The sequence below is a fragment of the Verrucomicrobiaceae bacterium genome, from assembly GCA_016713035.1.
GTDB lineage: Bacteria > Verrucomicrobiota > Verrucomicrobiia > Verrucomicrobiales > Verrucomicrobiaceae > Prosthecobacter.
Genome location: JADJPW010000002.1, coordinates 53,319 through 72,863, shown reverse-complemented (window position 1 = coordinate 72,863; position 19,545 = coordinate 53,319). Strand labels below are relative to the sequence as shown.

At 54.8% G+C, this 19,545-nt stretch carries 18 protein-coding genes, 1 tRNA gene and 2 pseudogenes; 19 read left to right on the top strand and 2 right to left on the bottom strand.

Going from position 1 to position 19,545, the window contains the following annotated elements:
• Positions 1-13: 13 nt before the first annotated feature.
• The 8 genes and pseudogenes from IPK32_07245 to IPK32_07210 all read left to right on the top strand — a co-directional run bounded on the left by IPK32_07245 (position 14) and on the right by IPK32_07210 (position 7,583).
• Complete coding sequence (locus tag IPK32_07245) at positions 14-940, top strand: peptidylprolyl isomerase (protein MBK8091768.1); 927 nt, start codon at positions 14-16, stop codon at positions 938-940.
• A 58-nt stretch (positions 941-998) separates the two neighbouring features.
• Complete coding sequence (deoC, locus tag IPK32_07240) at positions 999-1,865, top strand: deoxyribose-phosphate aldolase (protein MBK8091767.1); 867 nt, start codon at positions 999-1,001, stop codon at positions 1,863-1,865.
• A gap of 148 nt (positions 1,866-2,013) precedes the next feature.
• Entirely contained in the window at positions 2,014-2,814 is an 801-nt protein-coding gene (locus IPK32_07235; GenBank protein MBK8091766.1) for a hypothetical protein, read from the top strand.
• Between the two features lie 55 nt (positions 2,815-2,869).
• The gene (locus tag IPK32_07230; protein MBK8091765.1) at positions 2,870-3,367 is read left to right on the top strand and encodes a glutathione peroxidase; all 498 of its coding nucleotides are present in this window, start codon (positions 2,870-2,872) and stop codon (positions 3,365-3,367) included.
• A gap of 45 nt (positions 3,368-3,412) precedes the next feature.
• Positions 3,413-4,525: a substrate-binding domain-containing protein gene (locus IPK32_07225; GenBank protein MBK8091764.1), complete on the top strand. Its 1,113-nt coding sequence runs from the start codon at positions 3,413-3,415 to the stop codon at positions 4,523-4,525.
• A gap of 735 nt (positions 4,526-5,260) precedes the next feature.
• Positions 5,261-5,971 (top strand): hypothetical protein, encoded by a 711-nt coding sequence (locus IPK32_07220; GenBank protein ID MBK8091763.1) that lies wholly within the window; start codon positions 5,261-5,263, stop codon positions 5,969-5,971.
• A gap of 406 nt (positions 5,972-6,377) precedes the next feature.
• Positions 6,378-6,569, top strand: coding sequence for a helix-turn-helix domain-containing protein (locus IPK32_07215; protein ID MBK8091762.1), 192 nt, complete (start codon positions 6,378-6,380; stop codon positions 6,567-6,569).
• Positions 6,570-6,572: 3 nt separating this feature from the next.
• Positions 6,573-7,583 (top strand): annotated as a pseudogene (locus tag IPK32_07210) (site-specific integrase).
• Between the two features lie 200 nt (positions 7,584-7,783).
• Here the strand turns inward: IPK32_07210 and IPK32_07205 are convergent.
• Positions 7,784-7,858: transfer RNA gene (locus IPK32_07205), tRNA-Val, on the bottom strand.
• 85 nt (positions 7,859-7,943) lie between these two features.
• Positions 7,944-8,727 (bottom strand): annotated as a pseudogene (locus tag IPK32_07200) (ThuA domain-containing protein).
• 407 nt (positions 8,728-9,134) lie between these two features.
• Between IPK32_07200 and IPK32_07195 the strand changes: the two are divergent.
• From IPK32_07195 to IPK32_07145, 11 genes are all read left to right on the top strand, one after another.
• On the top strand, positions 9,135-9,806 hold the full coding sequence (locus IPK32_07195; GenBank protein MBK8091761.1) for a hypothetical protein: 672 nt from the start codon (positions 9,135-9,137) through the stop codon (positions 9,804-9,806).
• Between the two features lie 15 nt (positions 9,807-9,821).
• On the top strand, positions 9,822-10,862 hold the full coding sequence (locus IPK32_07190; protein MBK8091760.1) for an IS5 family transposase: 1,041 nt from the start codon (positions 9,822-9,824) through the stop codon (positions 10,860-10,862).
• A 14-nt stretch (positions 10,863-10,876) separates the two neighbouring features.
• Positions 10,877-13,441, top strand: coding sequence for a hypothetical protein (locus IPK32_07185; GenBank protein MBK8091759.1), 2,565 nt, complete (start codon positions 10,877-10,879; stop codon positions 13,439-13,441).
• A 27-nt stretch (positions 13,442-13,468) separates the two neighbouring features.
• Positions 13,469-14,017 carry a hypothetical protein gene (locus IPK32_07180; GenBank protein MBK8091758.1) on the top strand — a complete coding sequence of 183 codons (549 nt, stop codon included), beginning with the start codon at positions 13,469-13,471 and terminating at the stop codon, positions 14,015-14,017.
• Positions 14,018-14,019: 2 nt separating this feature from the next.
• Positions 14,020-15,588 carry an ATP-binding protein gene (locus IPK32_07175; protein MBK8091757.1) on the top strand — a complete coding sequence of 523 codons (1,569 nt, stop codon included), beginning with the start codon at positions 14,020-14,022 and terminating at the stop codon, positions 15,586-15,588.
• Positions 15,589-15,851: 263 nt separating this feature from the next.
• A complete protein-coding gene (locus tag IPK32_07170) occupies positions 15,852-16,421 on the top strand; it encodes a hypothetical protein (protein MBK8091756.1) in 570 nt (189 codons plus the stop codon).
• Between the two features lie 68 nt (positions 16,422-16,489).
• Positions 16,490-17,278 carry a hypothetical protein gene (locus IPK32_07165; GenBank protein MBK8091755.1) on the top strand — a complete coding sequence of 263 codons (789 nt, stop codon included), beginning with the start codon at positions 16,490-16,492 and terminating at the stop codon, positions 17,276-17,278.
• A 17-nt stretch (positions 17,279-17,295) separates the two neighbouring features.
• A complete protein-coding gene (locus IPK32_07160; protein ID MBK8091754.1) occupies positions 17,296-17,991 on the top strand; it encodes an NYN domain-containing protein in 696 nt (231 codons plus the stop codon).
• The gene (locus IPK32_07155) at positions 17,984-18,538 is read left to right on the top strand and encodes a hypothetical protein (protein ID MBK8091753.1); all 555 of its coding nucleotides are present in this window, start codon (positions 17,984-17,986) and stop codon (positions 18,536-18,538) included. The genes IPK32_07160 and IPK32_07155 overlap by 8 nt, the downstream gene beginning before the upstream one ends.
• A 128-nt stretch (positions 18,539-18,666) precedes the next feature.
• Entirely contained in the window at positions 18,667-19,182 is a 516-nt protein-coding gene (locus IPK32_07150) for a hypothetical protein (protein MBK8091752.1), read from the top strand.
• 26 nt (positions 19,183-19,208) lie between these two features.
• Positions 19,209-19,421: a hypothetical protein gene (locus IPK32_07145; GenBank protein MBK8091751.1), complete on the top strand. Its 213-nt coding sequence runs from the start codon at positions 19,209-19,211 to the stop codon at positions 19,419-19,421.
• The last annotated feature ends 124 nt before the right edge of the window (positions 19,422-19,545 follow it).

Sequence of the window (19,545 nt, the reverse complement as noted above, 5' to 3'; positions counted from 1 at the left end):
CCCTACTCGCGTCGTGAAAAAAGCCCTCCTGCTCTGCCCATTCGTCTTTCTCAGTCTCCTCAGCCCATCTTCCGCACAGCTCCCAGTGCCGGAAAAGCTCCAACCAGCGGCCACCGCTCCCGTCGGCGCAGACATTGATAAACTAGCAGATGAGGCCCAGCGCTCCGTCTTCCAGGCCGCAGACAAAAATGGCACCTCTACCGCTGCCAAACCCAGTGGCACCACCACCGCCGCCCCGCCTTTGGTCAGCGCCCCCACACGCGGCACCTACACCGTCCCCGCTCTCACTGCCCGCGAAGACCCCGCACTCTGGCCCAAGGACTCCGTGCATAAACTCGCCATCATGCAGGTTTCCTTCGGTGGCACCGAGGAGGAAGTCGTCATCGAGCTCTATAAAAACTCTGCCCCCAATACCGTCGCGAACTTCATCGACCTCTGCAGCAGCAAATTCTATGACGGGCTCGCCTTTCACCGCGCTATCGAGGACTTCCTAGTCCAGACCGGCGACCCACTCACTGCTGATGACGACAAACGCGATCAATGGGGCACCGGAGGGGAAACTCGCACCCTCCCCTATGAAAGCAGCAAGCGCCCCCATCGACTCGGCACTGTCGCCATGGCACGCCGTGCCGACAGCGTGAATCCTGAGCGCCGCAACAACAGCAGCCAGTTTTACTTCGCCCTAGGCCACTATGACTTCCTCGAAGGAAAGTACACCGCCTTTGGCCAAGTCGTCTCCGGCCTCGAAACGCTCGAATACATCTCCCGCATGCCCGTGGACAGCAACGACTGCCCCATCGCCCGCATCGAGATCGCCTCCATCCGCGTCATTGATCACAAAGGCCCGCTCATACCCCGTGCCATCGCCGGAAAACGTGGTAGCAAAAAGTCCTCTGCCCCGCAGGGCATGTTCGGTCGCTTTCTCAGCCGCGTCTGGTGAGGTAGGAACGGGGGAGAAACAGGCCTCACGCCATCCGCGCACGATCCACGAGCCCACCATGCCCACCGCACCCACCAGCCTACGCCGTCTGATGGATGAAATCGGCCCCGTGGACACTCTCGGCATCGAGGAACGAGTCGCCAAGTACACCACCCGCAGCATCAAGAAAAACGCCAAGGTCTTCGGCCTCCGCCTCGCCGTCTCCATGGTCGATCTCACCACCTTGGAGGGCAAAGACACCCCTGGCAAAGTCGCCTCACTCTGCCAAAAAGCGCTGCGCCCGCATGACCACAGCGACATCCCCTCCACCGCAGCCGTTTGCGTCTATCCGAGCATGGTACGACATGCCAAAAAGCACCTCACAGGCAACGCGGTCAAAATCGCATCCGTCGCTACCGCCTTTCCCAGTGGCCAGACCTCCCTCACCACCCGCCTAGCAGAAGTCCGCAGCGCCGTCGCCGATGGAGCGGATGAAATCGACATGGTCATCAACCGTGGTGCCTTCCTCAGCGGCGATCTCCACCGCGTACAGGACGAAATCTCCGCCGTCCTCACCGCCTGTGGCAAAGCCACCCTCAAAGTCATCCTCGAGGTCAGCGAACTCGAAACCTACGACAACATCCGCGCCGCAAGCTTCCTCGCCATGCGTGTACTCAGGCCTGGTGACTTCATCAAAACCAGCACCGGCAAGACCTCTTCCAACGCCACCCTCGGCAACAATCAGGTCATGCTGGAGGCCATCCGTGACCACTTTCTCTCCACCGGCATCCCCATCGCCATGAAGCCCGCTGGCGGCATCCGCACGGCCAAACAAGCCCTGCACTTCCTCATCGCCGTCAAAGAAACCCTTGGCGATACATGGCTCCACAACAGTCGCTACCGCTTCGGAGCATCCGCGCTGCTCAATGACCTCGTTCGCCACTGAAAAGAGCGCACCGGTGCCTACCAGGCCCCCTGGACCTTCAGTGAAGCCACCGAAGGCTACTGAGAGAGCCGCCAACAGCAGGCCCCATTTCCTCAAAAAATGCAGTTCCCAAAGCTGCGGAATCGCAGAACGTATCCACCAGGAAAACATGCCAAAGCCCCACCACCTCGCCAAACTCCTTCTCACGGCCATTTGGGTCTGTGTGGCTAGTTTGCAGGCCGAAACGCGGTTTTTCGTCAGCACCGCCGGATCGCTCTTGGAGGCAGAAATCATCGCCGTAGCAGCAGACGCCGTCATGTTGCGAAAAAAGGATGATGGCAAAGAAATACGCGTCCCCCGCAACACCCTCTGCAAGGAAGACCACGCCTACATCGACGCCTGGGCCGCTGCACATCCAGAGACTGCCACCGCCGCACCTGCCGCCACCGCGCCCACTGCGGCAGGGACCAAAAAATTCAGCCTCACCACGCTCGTACGCAGCAAAAAAAGCACCCGTGGCTTCGCTGATGGTGGCTACCGCTCCATCGACATCAGTTACGGCTACAGCATCCAGAACCGCGAAGTCACTCGCCACATACGCGACGCAAAAGCAACCATCCTCACCTTCGCCAAAGAGGCCTCCAACGATCAAGGAACCCACCTCTACGTCACCCAAAAGATCGAGCATGAGCTCAATCTGACCCCGCAGGCGAAAATGGAAAACGCCACCCCCGACGTACGCCTCTCCTATTACGAAGGCGGCGCCTACCGCAGTGGAGCCAAAGAATACGGCTACATGCTCATCATCACCGACTCCGCAGGCGAAATACAGCGTGTGGACGCCAATCCAGACACCCTCAGCAAATACGCCAAAGAAGCCCTCACACTCACCGCCCCCAGTGTCGTCAGCCGCGAGTTCCGCATCATCAATACCTCCTTCTCCACATACATCTCTGTCACCACACCCTGAAGAAGCACCTGCTCTCATCCATGAAAAAGCCCTCCGCATCCTCCTCGCCGCCATCATGACCCTCAGCAGCGCCATCGCCGCAGACAGTGGCATTCACGCCATCACCATCCAGGATATCCAGGGCAAAGAGAAAAGCCTCAAAGACTACGCTGGCAAAGTCATGCTCATCGTCAACGTCGCTTCCGAATGTGGCTACACCCCGCAATATGAAGGACTACAGGCCCTCCATGAAAAATATGCAGCCCAGGGACTCATCGTCCTCGGTGTGCCATGCAACGACTTCGGCGGCCAAGAACCCGGCGCAGAGCCGCAAATCATCGCCTTCTGCACAGAGCGATACAAGGTCACCTTTCCCATGACCGCCAAAGTGGCCATCCTCGGAGCCTCCAAACATCCGCTCTACACCGCACTCACCCAGACTGGTGGTGACGTAGGCTGGAACTTTGAAAAATTCCTCGTCGGCAAAGACGGCAAGGTCTTGCAGCGCTTCGGCTCCGATGTCGAGCCCACCGCCCCAGAGCTCACCACCGCGATCGACGCCGCCTTGAAGTAAGAGGCTTGTGCCCGCCGCCAAAACATGGCAAAAAAGCCGCACGTCATGCGCCTACCTCACCTCCGCTTTCTCCTCCTAGCCGCCGCCACGGCCTGGCTATCTGCCTGCGGACCAGCGGATAACTCCGGTGGAGATCCCTTTGCCCAGCACGACAAAGATTTGCGCAAATCCGAGGACGGCAACTCCCTGCTCGGAGAGATCCGCCCGCCACCAGAAATCGCCCGCACCTTTGGTATCACGGCCAAAGACGACCGCTCCGAAATCCTCCTCCTGCAAGGCAACGCAAAACTCGCCTACCCACTCTATCAAAAAGCCGTCCTCAGCGTCCTCAGTGGCAGGCAGAATGGAATGAAGCTCACCACGCTTGATGCCGCCGATGACGCCGAAAAGCAGGTCGCACAATTCCGTGCCGCCCTTGATCGCAAGCCCATCGCTATCCTCCTCGATCCCGCAGACGGCGCTGACTTTTCCAGCGTATTGCCAGCAGCCACTCAGGCAGGCATCTTCGTCATAGGCCTCCAAAAAGGCCTCAAAGGCTGCTCCAGCCTCGTTTACTGCGATCCCGCTGCCATCGGCCACACCGCCGCAGAGATCGCCCTCGATGCCCTCAAACGAAAAGCCGCTGAAGAGCAAAAATCAGAAGTCGCAGGCCGCATCGTGCAGATACGTGGCGCAGAGAAGTCCCCGCTCAGTCAGCAGATCTCCATTGGGCTCGAAGAGGGCCTACGCAAGCAGCCTGGAGTCATCCTAGTGCATGATGCACCCGCCGGATGGACTCCTGAGACCGTCTTTCACCGCTTCTCAGAGGCGGTGAACATTCAGAAGCAATTTGACGTCGTTTTTGCACACAGCGACGTGCTCGCACAGGCCGTCGCCAAAGCCGCCACGCATTACAACACCCGCGAGCAATTATTGATCATCGGCGTCGATGGCCTGGATAGTCGAAATGAAGGCCTCGACCTCCTGCGCAATGGCGAAATCGATGCCACTGTAGCTCGACCGCTACTGGTGGACCTCGCCCTCAGCCTAGCCCTCAAAAAGAAGGCAGATCCCGCCTTCCAGCCCAAAGAAAGCTACGTCGTGCCCCCCATCGCCGTCACGCCGAAGAATCACAGCGCCTTCAGTGCCCGCCGGGAATTCGCCCTCCCCTCACTTTGAGCCTTCTGCAAAAGATCCGAGTTGATCACACGGATGAACGATGGTGCGCGGTGCAGGGTTCGAACCGGCAAGCAAGCCTCGGAAACACAAGGGCGAGCGCGAGCACCTGCACCAAAATACGCCACAAGCCTCCCCTGATTTCGTCGAGATTGCTGAGGTATGGCCTGAATTGCCTGCTGAACTGAAAGCCGCCGTTCTAGCGATGGTGCAGTCCTGGAAAGGAGGGCGGAAGTGATGAAATCGCGAGATTACACGATTCGTCGCACTCCCCTTGAGCAGCCAGGGGGCGCAAGCGGAGCGCGACACCTGGCCGCTCAAGGGGCGGCAGCGGGTTTATCCAAGCTGCATAACGGAACAAATGGAGTAAACCGATTTGAGAAGCCGCCGTCACGTATAACCTTTTATCCAGGAGCTTCTTTGATTGATGTAGAAGTACCTTTGCCGCGTGTTCCTTCAAAGAATGGAAGTGCCAAGAAGAGGCAAAAGGTAACCGAATGGAGCACGTCTAGCCGCACACGTTTAAAGCGATGCTTGGGTATGATGCGACGTGCTGAGCTTGGCAGAGCACTCGTGGTCACATTGACCTATCCCGCCGAATATCCAGCCCCAGACAATCACGAGGTCTATAAGTATCACCTGAAGAAATTCATAACCTACCTTCTGCGAAGATGGCCGCGATGCTCGGGCATTTGGAAACTGGAGTTTCAAGCAAGAGGGGCTGCTCATTATCACCTCATGCTCTTTGGACTTTGGGAGGTGCTGATAGAGGATGTGCGCAAGTGGGTGAAGGAAAAGTGGTATCAAATAGCCCACAACGGAGACAAGCATTTGGGCGAGGCCGGGACTCAAGTTGACCGCATCAAAAGCATTGGAGGAGCGATGAACTATTTTGCCAAGTACATGAGCAAAGGAGATCAAACTAGGCCGGGTAATTTCACGGGCAGGTATTGGGGGAAAATCAACGCGGAGATGCTTCCGGTTCCAGAAGCCGTATCATTGCCACTGGATGGGAAGAAGGCGTTTCAGATCAGGCGCATAGCCCGGCGAAAGATGGAAGACGACGTGAACCGCGGATTCTGGCGGAGATTTCTTGAAAGTATGGATGGAGAAACACCCAATAAAGTTATTGGTTCACGCTTGGGATGGGAACAGGGCCTTGCCCAGCTCCGAGAAGGGAAGGAAAAACTCGTGTGGTGGCGTTGGAATCGTGGAGGTGTCGTCGATGATGAGGAGTTCAGCTTCTATGTTGAGCCGCATCTCGATCAGTGGATTTGCTATAAGGAGTTTCTGATGAATAGAAGATCCTCAATGCCCAAACGCTGGAAGGCACGGAACAATGATCGCGTGCGCTTGCTGTGTGACGCGTCCGCTTTCGTCGAAGCGATTAGCCGTCTTGATGCACCAGCTTCTTCATTCGCTCAGTGGAGCCGCCAAAAGGATGCGTAGCATCCGGTAGAAAACGAGACTCTGGAAGGCGGCGGGGTTGCTACTCTGCAATGCCGGGGGAGTCAGTCGGCGAGCGGCAGCGTTCGTTCTTCAGTGCAACGCCAGTGCCACCTCAAGACGGATTGTGATTTTATTGTTTTCTCGAAAATCTACATTGACTCCAAATTGCTTATATTGTCTAACTTCGACGCCAATATGTGGCCCGTTGCATCCGAGTTGGTGCTCGTTGGTTGATACACATACTTCATAGCAAGAGGGCTTGGTACGTCCTCGCCGGAAACAAACATCTCTTCAGTGAATCCGCCCGGCACGGATTCACTACTCACCTCCCTGGAGGCGAGAGTTAACCTTGGGTTTGTTCTACTGCATGTGCGGTAGGCCCTGGGTTATTTCATCATGTTAAGCTATGAATTATATCCCCTCAGACAAAGCGTACCTAACCCTTCCCGAAGTTGCACCTATCTTGCGGCGATCACGCCGCACCATCCAAAGGATGGTGGCAGACCGGCAGCTCAAAGCACATAAGCTTCGTAACCGTTGGGTTGTGAAGCCAGAATGCCTTGAACACTTCCTCAAGAAACTCCCTTCCAGCTTTTGAATTATGCCTGTCTATCTCGTAAAACCTCGAAAGGGTGGAAGTCGCTATTGGCGCTTTTATTACTACATCAACAATCCACAGGAACGCGTCTATGGATGCACGAAGCGTACGGATAAGCGGTTGGCTCAACGAATCGCCGATCAAGCCTTCAAAGAAGCCCTTGAAGAACATGATGGCGTTGCGGCTCCAAAGGCGATGCGCGAGGCTGCCAAGCACGAACTTTCCGTACATCTGGAGGGTTTCTTGCGCTCGCTCGAAATTGCCGGTGATGTCTCCAAGTATGTGCGAGCACGTGAAAAGCAGCTCCAGCGCATCTTTTCGGAGTGCGCCTGGAGTTTACCGCGTGATCTACGCCGTGACTCCTTTGAGAAGTGGCGATCACGGCAGACTTTCGGCCCCAAAACGCTTAACGATTACCGGTGTGCTCTGCATTCCTTCGCTGAGTGGATGGTCAAGATGGAGCGTTTAGAGCGTAATCCCTTTGCAAGTGTCGAGAACGTATCTACCGCAGGAAAAGAGACAATGCGCCGCCGCGCTTTCACTGCTGAGGAACTGACTCGATTGTTGCGTGTTTCAGGTCAACGCGCCGCAACATATATCACCGCTGCCTTCACAGGTCTTCGCCGTAGCGAGCTGCAGCAAGTTCGCTGGTGCGATGTTGACCTTTCTGCTACGCCTACAATCACGGCCAGGGCATCGACTACGAAGAACGGAAAAGAGGCTCGCATACCATTGCGCTTCGAGGTTGTGAAGGCGCTTCAGGAGATTCGGCCTTCAAAATTTGGCCCTACGGATCGCGTATTCAAAGGCCTTGTGCCACGCATGCCGCGCTTCAAAGCAGACCTCGAAGAGGCAGGTATTCCTTATGTTGATGCAAAGGGGGAAACGGCTGACTTCCATGCTCTGCGCACGACTCTTTGCACGGAATTGAATAAGAGCGGTGTAGCGCCTCGTGTAGCCATGGAAATCATGCGTCACAGTGACATCAAGCTGACGATGAGAACCTACACTGACGCGGGCCAGCTTCCTTTAGCTGAGGCGCTGCGTTCACTGCCAGGCATCACCAAACCTGCTCAAAATACGCCACAAGATTTGGTCTTAAAGTGTCCAACTGCGTCTTCGACTGCCCAAAAGAACATCTTGCTTCCATCCTCTGAAACCCCTGAAAACAAGCTAATTGGCGCACTTAGTCCAACTGTGTCCAAAAATGGAAATGGTGCGCGGTGCAGGGTTCGAACCTGCGACCCCTGCCGTGTGAAGGCAGTGCTCTACCGCTGAGCTAACCGCGCGGAATGATCGTGGGGCCTGCCTAAAGCAGAGTTGCCCCCTCACAGCAAACGGAAAATCCAATCGCGGCGCACTCCCATGCACCATTTACTGCGCTAGCATTCCATCATTTCCATGCACGGAGCCGCCACGCACCGTGAGCTTTTCCCGTGCCTCCTCCACCGGCACATGGCGCGGTGTTTTTGCGGCCACTCCCTGTGGGCGTGCCCAGCGGATGCCGTTTGCGATCACTCGCTGGATCTCAGGGTGATGGTAGATCGGATAGACCTCATGACCTGGACTGAAGTAAAAAATGCGCCCACTACCGCGTGTCCAGGTCGCTCCACTGCGAAAGACCTCTCCACCCTGGAACCATGACACAAAAATCAACTCATCAGGCGTCGGGATGCCAAAGGGCTCACCATACATCTCGGAGTGCTCGATCTCGATATGCTCTCCCCAGCCCCTCCGCAATCGGATGACCCGGATTTACGACCCACACACGCTCCCGCTCACCTGCTTCACGCCAACACAGCGCACAGCTCGTGCCCATCAGCCGCTTAAAGACCTTTGACCAGTGCCCCGAGTGCAAAACGATCAATCCCATGCCCGCGATCACCCGCTGCTGCACCCGTGTCACCGTCTCATCGAGCACCGAGTCATGCGCCGCATGCCCCCACCACAAAAGCACATCTGTCTGATCTAGGACATCCTGCGAGAGCCCCTGCTCCGCTTCCTCCAGCGTAGCCGTCCGAATGACCAAGTCCGTATGGACTCCCAGAGCCTCCTGGAGTGCTCCATGGATACCTCTGGGATAAATCTCTGCGACCACGGGATTTTGACGTTCATGGACGAATTCGTTCCAGATAGTGACGCGGATCGGGGAATGCATGGTTGAGGCTAATTGTTCACGATAGAGCTCTTTTGCACGCTGTGATGCACGAGGTGGGTTGCAAGAAAAAAGCCGCGCAGGGTCGCTGCGCGGCTTTTTGAGTATTTCGAGCAAAGTAGCTTTGTTGCTGCGCAACAAAGGCTGGTGGCCAGTTGCACCGCAACTGGGCAACTTTTACTTCGCGGCTTTCTTGAGAGCGTCGGCCTTGTTGGTGAGCTCCCAGATGATGTCCTTGTCGTCGATCTTGCCGAAATGACCGCAGTTGGGTGACTATTTAACGCGGGCCTTGCCTTGGTCGGCCTTAGTTGTTTTATCGTTACCAACTAGTTACATCTCTATTTCCAAAAACCTTCGTGATTGTATAGATTTGGATGCTGCCTAGTTTTAAATAACCCAAATCGTTTAAAATGCAGTCCGAACTGAGAGAAAACCCCCGTATGCGAATCATTCGGAAACTCGTTTCTTGCGGGGAGTGTATCTCCGTGATCTTGCAGGGGGGCGCGGCCTATACTGGCGTGGTTAGTGAGGTTGGTGATGAATATTTGCTGATCTTTGCCTCCGGTAAAACGCGTTGCGTGTTTACCGAAGGTATCATCTCGATTGAAAGCGCCTCTTCTGAAGCCGGGCAAAAGACACCTGAGATTTCTGCTGCGGAGCCAGAAGCTCCCTCCGAGGAACAGCTTATTCCGCCATTTAAACCTGGCGACGATGAACTAGACAGTTTCGTCTCTCAGTTGCGGCAGATGTTGGAGGTGGATTCGGAAGACTTCGCCAGGGCGATGGAAATAGTGAGCCAAATCACCTCTCGTTTTATTCGTTCGTCTCCAGACGTGAGAACTGATCAAGTCATGCGGAATACAGGCATGGTTTCCATCTTCAAGCTAGTGGAGAAGTGCCGCGAAAGGGCGAAAGCTCGCATGGCATCAAGCGAGGTTGAACTTTGCTCAAGAATGCTTCTGGAGGTCAACCGGGCCTTGCGTTCTGGCAGTCGGGACATGGATTTGATCGAACAGTTTATTGATGGGCACCTCTGGAAACCTCCTTTCCCCAGGCAATTCATTGATCGAGAGCAACCATAGGCCATAAAAGGGGCCATGAAGCGCTACCGCAAGACAGAACGAGGCGGCGGACTGTTCTCCGCCATTGAACATGAGCAGGCCGTCGCCGCCAAAACCCTCGGCATCCTCAAGCTGCGCGACGTTATCTCTTGGGAAAGTTTCCGCCCGCTGCTCGAAGATCTCACTGGCTACGCCACCCGCGACTGGACCAAGGGCGGCAAGCCCCCGTTCGACCCCGTGCTGATGTTCAAAGTCCTTGTGCTACAGAAGTTCCACGGCCTCAGCGACGACGCCACCGAGGAGCAAATCTTTGACCGCACCAGTTTTAAAGCCTTCCTCGGCCTGCGCATCGGCGACGACATCCCTGACGCCAAAACCATCTGGGACTTTAAGCAACGCATTGAGGCAGATGGACGAGAAGGCAGTCGCAAACTCTTCGACACCTTCGGCCAGATGCTCGAAAGCAAAGGCATCGTCGCGCGAGAAGGCAGCATCGTGGACGCCAGCTTCACGGAAGCCCCACGCCAGCGCAACAGCCGCGAGGCGAACCAGCGCATCAAGCAGGGCGAACGCCCCGAAGAGTTCGACGAGAACCCCGCCGTGGGCCGCCAGAAAGACAGCGAAGCACGCTGGACGAAGAAGAACAACGAGTCGCACTACGGCTGGAAGAACCATGTGAAGGCCGACTTGAAAACCAAGATCATCATCAACTCCACCACCACGCCCGCCAGTGTCCACGACAGCCAAGTGTTTGAAGGACTGCTTGATGACAAAGATCAGGCCGTGCTCGCCGACTCGGCCTATCACAGCGCGGAGCACGAGGCGTATCTCATCAAGCTCAACGCGCAGGAGTTCCTGATGCGCAAAGCCACACGAGGTCACCCGCTGAGCGAAGCTGAAATGCAGACCAACCACACGATCAGCCGGATGCGTGTGAGGGTAGAGCACATCTTCGCGCGAATGACGCAGATGGGAGCCGATCTGTGTCGGAGCATTGGATTGAAACGAGCCACACAGCACAACCACCTCAGCAATCTGGTCTACAACATGGACCGCTATGCCTGTTTGGTTCGCTAAAGCACCCGTAAAGGGTGCTGAAAGTCAGAAAAGGCACCTGCACAGCCTCCAAAGAGCCGAATCCCAGCGCCACAAAGCGAAACAAGCCCACTGCAAAGCAAGACAGGAAGGTCGAACAATCGTTTTTTTCGCTCCCAAAAACGGACTTCAAAAAAACACCCCCTATCCAGAGGTGCCCTGATGCCTATCACTTTCTGGTGGCTGCGGCAGGTGATGCCTATACTTGGGAGGAGCAGGCTTGGGTTTCTACTGCTGACTGGCAAGAGTTGGGCGTCGTTCTCAAACAAGCCCATGAACTCTGGGCTCCTCAAATCGAAAAAGATGCACGCATCACCGACGCATGGCGGAAGCGGCCATATCTACAATCTGGTTTCTACAAAAGGAGATCCCTGATCTGTTCCGCCATCGCACATTACAACTGGGAAAGACTACCAGATGACCAAATCGGGGCCCTGCGGCGTGAGTCGCGCGAATGGGCGGCTATCTCACTGCGAACCTCTTTGCCTCCTTCGCTAGAGCCTCAGGCTGCCGGGCGGATCACCTCTTTCGGCAATGGGGGCTTTGGCTTTTTGCGAAACCGCGTTGGAGAGGACTTTCAGTTCCGTCTGTCTGATGTGATAGATCCAGAGATCCGTACAAGAATCTCAGAATCGCAGGGTCATTACGATATCGCTGTGGATTTCGACTCCGCTGCAAAAGATTCACTTTATGCGAAGTACTGGCGTGCCCAAAACATCAGAGCACCAGGCTTCAAGGTTTTTCAGGTGGACAGTATTCATGACCAATCTTCTCCAGGGCATGGCTTTATGACTGCCATTGAAAGCGGATTTAGAAACACGGATATTGAAGCCTACTTCAGTCTTCTTTTCCTACCATTAACCCTTCAGGAGATTCCAAGCGCAGGTGACTTGTTTTTGGCTTCCGTCGATCATAAGCCACATTCATACCATCGGGCGCAATTCACTTGCCGGGAAATGCGGGAAATCTGGCGAGCCGACAGAGAATCGAGCAAGAAGGATACATCATTATCTATTCCGCAGGCTGTCGTTCGTTCCAAGGAATTCCTCGAACTAGCGCGTTCCGCCACAATCGAGGAGGATTACCAAAAGGCGATTCAGTACTATGAGGACTGCATGACGCTAAAAGTCTGGCCTGACTGCGTGTACCGCTTTGCTGCGTTGCTGAAAAACCTGGAACGAGATGATGAGGCCGCAGAGGTCTATAGGCGTGGGATGGCCATCTGGCCCGATAAGTATAAAATTTTCGAGGATGCTGGAGTGCATGCGATGTCCCAGCGAGATCACGTTAAAGCCCTGCCTTTACTCAGGAGAGCCGTTGAACTTGCCCATGCTGCCCCAGGAAGAGTCGGAGAAAAAGGCGCTCTGCTGGCTCTTGGAAGAGCCTTATCAGACATTGGAACTCAAGAGGCTCTGCAGGAGGCACTACTGGTCTACCATAATTATTTTGAAGCCTATGGCGAAGAGGCCTTCCTCGCTGGCAGGGTTCCATCACGGGACATTCACGCCTGGGAGAAGGTCAAAGAACAGACGCGCGAGTTTTCACGGCAAGTCTCCCTGAGCGAAGAAGTAATGAAGGCCATTGCCTTTTTTCAAAATGCGGGATTCAAACACCAGAATTCTAAAGTTTCGGAACAAGGCTGGACGGACCTCGTTTTTGACACACCTGCGGATTGGGAGGAGGTTCGCCTCCGGCAGCAGGTCTTCGTTCGCTGCTTGAGCCAAGAATATCGAAAGGGGGTGGATTTGGACGGAGTCCAAGAGGAGGTCAAAAATGACTACCCAGCTGTTGACCAAGCCATTGCATTTCTGATCGCCGCTCAGTTTAGCGAAGGCCTGAAGGCTAATTTAGCAAGTCGGCTGCATTCAAGTAAAAACACAGTGGATGGCTTCAAGCTGTTCTTTGTGGACATGACTTATGGCGAAGTTGCCGAGTCATCCGACGCCCGCAAAACATTGCATGATCGAATCACCAACAGAATTGCAGATCGAGACGCTTTCGCTGTGGCCTCCGTAGTTCAAACACTGCAATTTTTTGGCCGAGAGGCGCTCTTGGCCGAAGTCAGCAACCTTGTCTTGCAGGATCAGGCTGTGGGCATTTTTGGTCTTCGCAGGTCTGGCAAGACTTCCTTTTTAGCTAAATTTGAGGAGCAGCAGCGAGCAAAGGACAACTTAACAGTTCGTGTAGATTGCCAAGTGAAGGGAACGGCCGATGCAACCTATCAAGCGATAGGCGAGCTACTCTATGATCAAGTAGAGCGAAAACACCCTGGCACAATCCAATGGTATTACTGCGATAAAAACACTAGGGCGGCAGGTATTGACTTTATAGATGGTCTTTTAAAGGACTTGGAGAGTATAATCCGGTTATTTCGTCAGCTTCCGCGTGAGGATCGACCCCGCATCCTTGTGTTTTTGGATGAGTTTGATTATCTTGTCGAGAACCAAGAGGCTGACGCCTTCAGTCTGATAGGCGGATTGAGGGGACTTCACCAAATCCATCCTGAGTCACTAGGGTTAATCGTCGCTGCACCCAATGTCAGCCTACAGGAAATAGTATGAGTGGCTGATCGGCGGTTTCCCAACAGGATGATGGATAATCCTTTGTTTCAATACCTAGTCGCCAAGTACCTTCCTTTTCTCAACGAACGGGAGACGGCTGAAATGCTGATGGAACTCGGCGGCTCAATGGGCATTCCCTTTGATAAGGATGTTTGCATGTACATCCACAACCTAACGGCAGGACATCCTATGATCACACGTTGTTTTGCTAGTCTGGTGGTCACCCGTTTCCGGGCCGACAAGCATCGCGCAGTCGAGGTGCAATGTTCTCATGTCACCTCAGCGGCTCATGACTATCTCAATGAAACCGGACCTGCATATCAAAGTGGCTATCCCGGGGGTGCCAAGGGCCATTTTGAGGAAATATTAGACCGTCTTAAGCGCAGTCACCCTGATGAACGCATTGCTCTAGATATTCTCGCTCAAAGCAACACGCCAGTCCCAATTCAAAACATGCAGTCCGCTGGCTGCGTGCATTTGATACGCTATCAACTCGTTCAGGAAAAAGATGGCTGCCTAAGTATACGAATAGCACTTCTCAAACAATATTTGAATCAAATCAGAACCAGAGCTTGAAGATGTCACGCCCTTTCGAAAACCACTTGGAGTATCTGCGGAGTCCCGACCTCTTTAAGGAAGGACGGGTGGTGTTGATCGGCGGCAAGTCATCTGGAAAGTCCGCTTTGATTAAGCGATTTCGTGAAACCTGGGCCACCCCCGACTATCCAAAGCAAGCACACGATCAAAATGGCTCGGTTCGTATCGTCACCGTATTGGATTTGCGAGATTTCAAAGACAAGACGCCGGGCCAAATCTGGTCCAGGCTATTTGATTCCTTGAGCCGGGATCTTGACTCACGCATCACTGGGCTTTCGTTGCCCCGCATTTCAGCTTCGGCTGAGGGACTCGACGCTTCTCGTTTCGGCCAAGAATTGAACATCTTATTGGCTCCCTGTGGATGTGTTAATGTGGAAGTCGTTGTCGCACTGAAGCGTGTGCATCTTTTGGAAGACTCATCTTGGCTTGCGCAAGACACGGCGCAGCAGTTTCTGCTGAGTTTAAAGGGGGTCTGGGATACCTGTCCGCGTTGTAAGATTGCGTGGATTATTTGCGGTGAACCCGGGCTTCTTGTGATGGCGGATAACCTAGCAAAGTTGAATGTCGCTGGCTCCACTTGGATACAAGAAGCCAAAGTATGCTTCTTTTACAACCTTGGCATTGAGCAGACACGCCAGCTCTTGAAAGAGGCACATGAGGGGATTGATGAAGAAACGGTGAAATGGTTGCATCAACAGTCTGGTGGACAGATCAAGATCGTAGACCTGCTCAGCAAGACGATTCTAAATGCGATGAATAGGGAGCAAGATGTTGCCTCTGAAGAATGGCGCGATCAAACCTGTGCAGAGCTTCTCACGGCGTGTTCCGGCACATTCAGGATATGGTATGACGGTCTTTCTCAACCTTCTCTAGCATGTGTGGATCGTCTTCGACATGAAGATGTGATAACCATCGGCCACATGAATGATTCAGCCGCGATCCAATGCGCTTGCACAGGCTTCGCTGCTTTTGATAACTCCAAAAGAACTCTGAGGAAGGCGAACGCTTTGTTCTGGCAGTGGTTTTCTACTCAAAGCCTGATTCCACAAGCACCAGCTCCCAAAACGAGCGTTGGTACCGCCATCAACACGACAAGTGGCAGCAAAGATCAAAAGAACAAAATACCTAAACTGAAACAGCAGGTTTTCTTTGACTGGAATACAACGACGCTTTTTCACGACGAAGACTGCACTGAAACAGCGGCAAGCTTGAACCCAGCACAAGCTGCCGTCTTGAGGTTGCTATTCACAAAAATTGACGGAACGACGCGCACCCCCATCTCTCATGCACAGGCTTTTGATCTGCTGAGCAGAGTGATTGATGTTTTTTCATCCTTTGATGACAGGACGAAGAAAAGTCGCCTGCGAGATATTCGACGCGGGCTTGGTGATATTGCAGCCAGTTTAGGCCTACCCCGAAACGCAATTATGCAAAACGGAACACAAAAATCGTACCCCAAGGGGCAGTACGTGTTTCTAAAGAGCGAGCAAGAAAATAAAATGCCTTTGAGGGAGGATTTTATAAACAGCCCGAGACTTAAAATTCGCTGACTGAGCGCCCTGATTTGATGCTCAGAGTGTGCTGATAGTGTGTTTTTTGTTGTGTGCTATTAGTGTGCTGATGGTGTGTTTTACAGGAGTCTGTTCTGCCATTTTACTGAAGAGACGATGAACAGTTTGGCGGAGGATGTGTGCCTCTAGTGTGCCTAAACGGTCAGCCGAGAATGGCTTAATTGCAGACCATTTTGATGAGATGATCTTCTTTTGTCTTCGCCGCTATTGGCAAGGCACTTACCAACCATAGATCCAAAAACATGACCACCCTCCAATACAAAAACGAAACATACATCACCGCCGGTAAAGGCCCCTGCGCTGGTGCACAATGCTACTTCAATGCCCGCACGAGCGAAGTCCTGACAGTTTATCAGGCCATCTGCATCAACACGGGGCCAGCCTTCTCGCTGTTGTGCGTTCCTGGCAATCCAGCTCTACAGTCCGTCTTCATATCCCGCGCTGTCTTGAGTGGCCTGCGCCTTGAGGACAAGCTGCTTGTTCTCCCAGATCTCACGGACCCTGCCCGCCCTCGTGCGGTAGCAGCGTGGCTTGCTACGCCGTCCCACTTGCCAAAGACGACGTTTCCAAAGCCCGTGCTTGCCAACAAGCCTCGTCCGATGCCGAAACCGCAGCGTCTAAAGGGCGTCATTTGCTTTGTCGCAAAAACAGGCACTTTCGGAAGAATTCTCAGCGACCAGCAGGAGAGTCTCTTCGTCGCTGGTAGTGAACTGGCACCCGGTATGGCGCTCCGCCTCGGCACGCGTGTCTCCTTCACGCGAGTGCTAAACCCACAAGGTCCAGCTGCGTCACAAGTTAGCCTTTCGGCGTGATCGAACTCAGGCGGGCGGCTACCGCCGCCCGCCTGTCAACTTCACCTTCAACGTCCATGCCCACTTCCATGAGCCTCCTCAACGACATCCTCAACGGTTTCTTCAATCCTGCTCCACAGCCCAAACCCACACCTCGTCCGTCCATGAACATTCACACTCCCCCCACTTCGTCAGCCAAACTGCCGGATACCAACACCAAGCTGGCCATCAGCAAAATCGCCGCCCAGATCGACTTTGCCTCCAAGGCTTACCAACGCACGCTCTGGCCGGAAGGCGCTTCGCGTGCCGACCTGCTCCATGACCTGGAACTCATGCTCGCCGCCGCTGATCTCAACCAAATCACCGTGGAACTGCATGCGGGTGGCTGTGTGGCCCACGAGTTCTGCTGGGGTTTCACTGGACGCACCTTGTTGCTGCCAAAGGACTTTGACCTCGCGAAGGGCATGGAGCTGCCACTGCTGGATTTGAAGCGCATCACGGGTCATCGTCTGATGGTAACACGCCACAACAAGGAGCAGAGCTACGCTCATTTACTGAAACTCAATTGGGGGACGGTGACGCCCATGCAGCAGGAGGCAGGCGGCCAGTTCGCTTCCGAACATGCTGCAGCCATCACAGGCGGACGAATCAGCGGCACCATGCGTGTGGGAGACAGCGCCCGACACACCCTCGTGGTCACCTCTGCCGGTGATAAGTTTGCCTTCGCTCAAGACATGCAGCTCAAAGGGCAATCTGTGTGGCTCAATCCCCGCCACGCAGCCCCAGGGCTTCACTTTAAAATCGGTGCCAAGGTCTCCGCCGTGGTCGTCAGCACTCCCCGTGGCCTCCAAGGCCGTGACATTCGTCTTGCCGCGTAAAACTCACACCCATGAATATGAACTCACTCATTTTTCCCAGCCTCGGCTTCTGCCGAAGCCGTGTCCCGCAAACCCGGCACGCTGCGAAATCGCCTAGCCGCCCTGCACTGCCGCAGGAAACGGACCTTTCCGTTTTCAGCCTCAGCCGCGTCATTGCTATCTTCGACGAGGATAACCTTCGCATCTCCATGGGCAAGGAGCACCACGCCCGTCTCTCCTACCGCCTGCTGTATGACAAACTGGTGGCCACAAGTGCCTCCCTCCATGCCGTAGCGGTGCTGACAGATGAACCGGGCCGCCAGCAACGTGCCTGCTACCTCAAGAATCGTGGTTGGGTGCCTTTGGTGATCGAGCGTGAGGTCGTGACTACCTGTCACGGCGCTGAGGTGAAGTCGAACGCCGACACCGATCTGGCGGTGGAGGCCGGGAGGCTGCTGAGCCTACATCCTTGCGACGTGCTCTGCCTCGGCAGTGGTGATGGCGATCTCGTGCTCGCCATCGCCAAAGCAGTGCGTCGTTGCTGGCCGCAAACGAAGGTAGTCACAGTCGCGGTGCCTGGCTGTACCTCCGCTCGTCTTCGCAAGCACAGCGAACTGATCCATCAGCATGTCCCTATCGGGGCGGACATCACGCGCAGTGGCGGAAGCCGTCCGCGTCATCGCCGCATTCGTCCCACCCACACCAACCCCCAACTCCACGCCTGCCATGTGTGACTACAACATCGAATCCGCCAATGCACTGCGCCAACTGAAGGTGAAGCCACGGTTTGCCAGCCAAGTGCTCGAAAAGCGTGCCCATCGTGTGCTGATCCAATCCATCGCCAAAGGGCGTGTGCGCCCAGGTCACGACCTGCGCACCGGCCACAAGCTCCCAGACGGTGAATTGGCACGCGGCCACTACATGGCCCCGGCGAGCTTTGACCAAGCACTCCAGAAGATGAATGCCAGTCCCGACCGGTGTCAGTGGTGCGGGGCCACATTGCCAAAGGCTCTCGTGTCCCAACACCGCGTCCCTCACGACCATCGCGAGCACATTAAGCACCATTTCCATCACGATTGCTGGCAAGCCCGACTTCTAGCTGTGGCTGTCGTTTTTGGGCATGTGCCAGGCCGTGCGTTTCTTTGCGACCATGATCGCAAGCAGCCGAGCAAACCTTCTCGCTCCGCACCAACTGAAACCATCATCATCACCCGCAAGCTGCGACATGTGGTCACGGCGATCCAGCGCTACGTCCTTCGACGTCCCAGCAAAAGCCGCTAACCCAAGCCTCCGTCATGAATCTTCTCCAGATGATCCACCGGTGCTTTGCGCCTCGCCCTTATCACAAGGCCCGGAAGAGTCCGAAGGCCAAGCACCGCCGCAACCAGCCAGCTAAACATCAGAAACCGATGCACAAAGCGAAGGCCACAACACCGTCGCGACCAAAGGGCCTAATACGGCTTTTCAAGCCCACCAAAGCAAGGGAAAGCCATGTGATTGCCTATCACGGAACGCCCCAGGTCGAGAATGCGAGGTCGATCCTTCGTCACGGCTGGATGGTCTCCACCGGTAACGCCTACGGTGATGGAGTTTACCTAGCTGCTGACCTTGTCACAGCGCAGGGATATGCCAGAGGCGGCGGCGTCATCATCAAATGCCGTGTGCGTTTGAGCCGCTGCTGCCAGTGGGACTCCTCCTGGCAGCAGCGCTATGACGACTGGTGCCGCAAACGCAAAGTCATCGCGGACAACTCCGCCAAGACCGCCTTCCTGATCCAGGCAGGCATGCGAGTTCTCCGTGCTGGCAGCATCTTAGTCGTCCTCTCGCCGCAATACGCCAATGCCACGGCATGGAAACTCCGCCGTCCTGAAATCAAAATCCTGTCCATCCACAGCTCCTCCGACATGAAGAGCATCAACGTTTGAACCTCAATCATCCCATCTACCGTATCATGAAAAAGCTCATCATCGAAACCTCTAAAGGCACAAAACACTACCAACTCAGCCCTGATGCGAAGGGTTTTGACATCTATCGCGTCACCACTGGCTTCCTGTGTGACTCACGAAAGTATGTCGGTCACGGTTCATCCCTTGAAAACGCAGTCGCCATTGCCCGAATGGACGTTGGTGAGAGTGTTATTCGTGGAACCAAACTAAAAGACTGATTCATCTGACTGCACGTCATGTGGTCATGTCAGGCCGTGTTTGCGAACTCTGCCTTTTGACTGAATTAAAAAAGCCGCGCAGGGTCGCTGCGCGGCTTCTTTGAGTATTTCGGGCAAAGTAGCT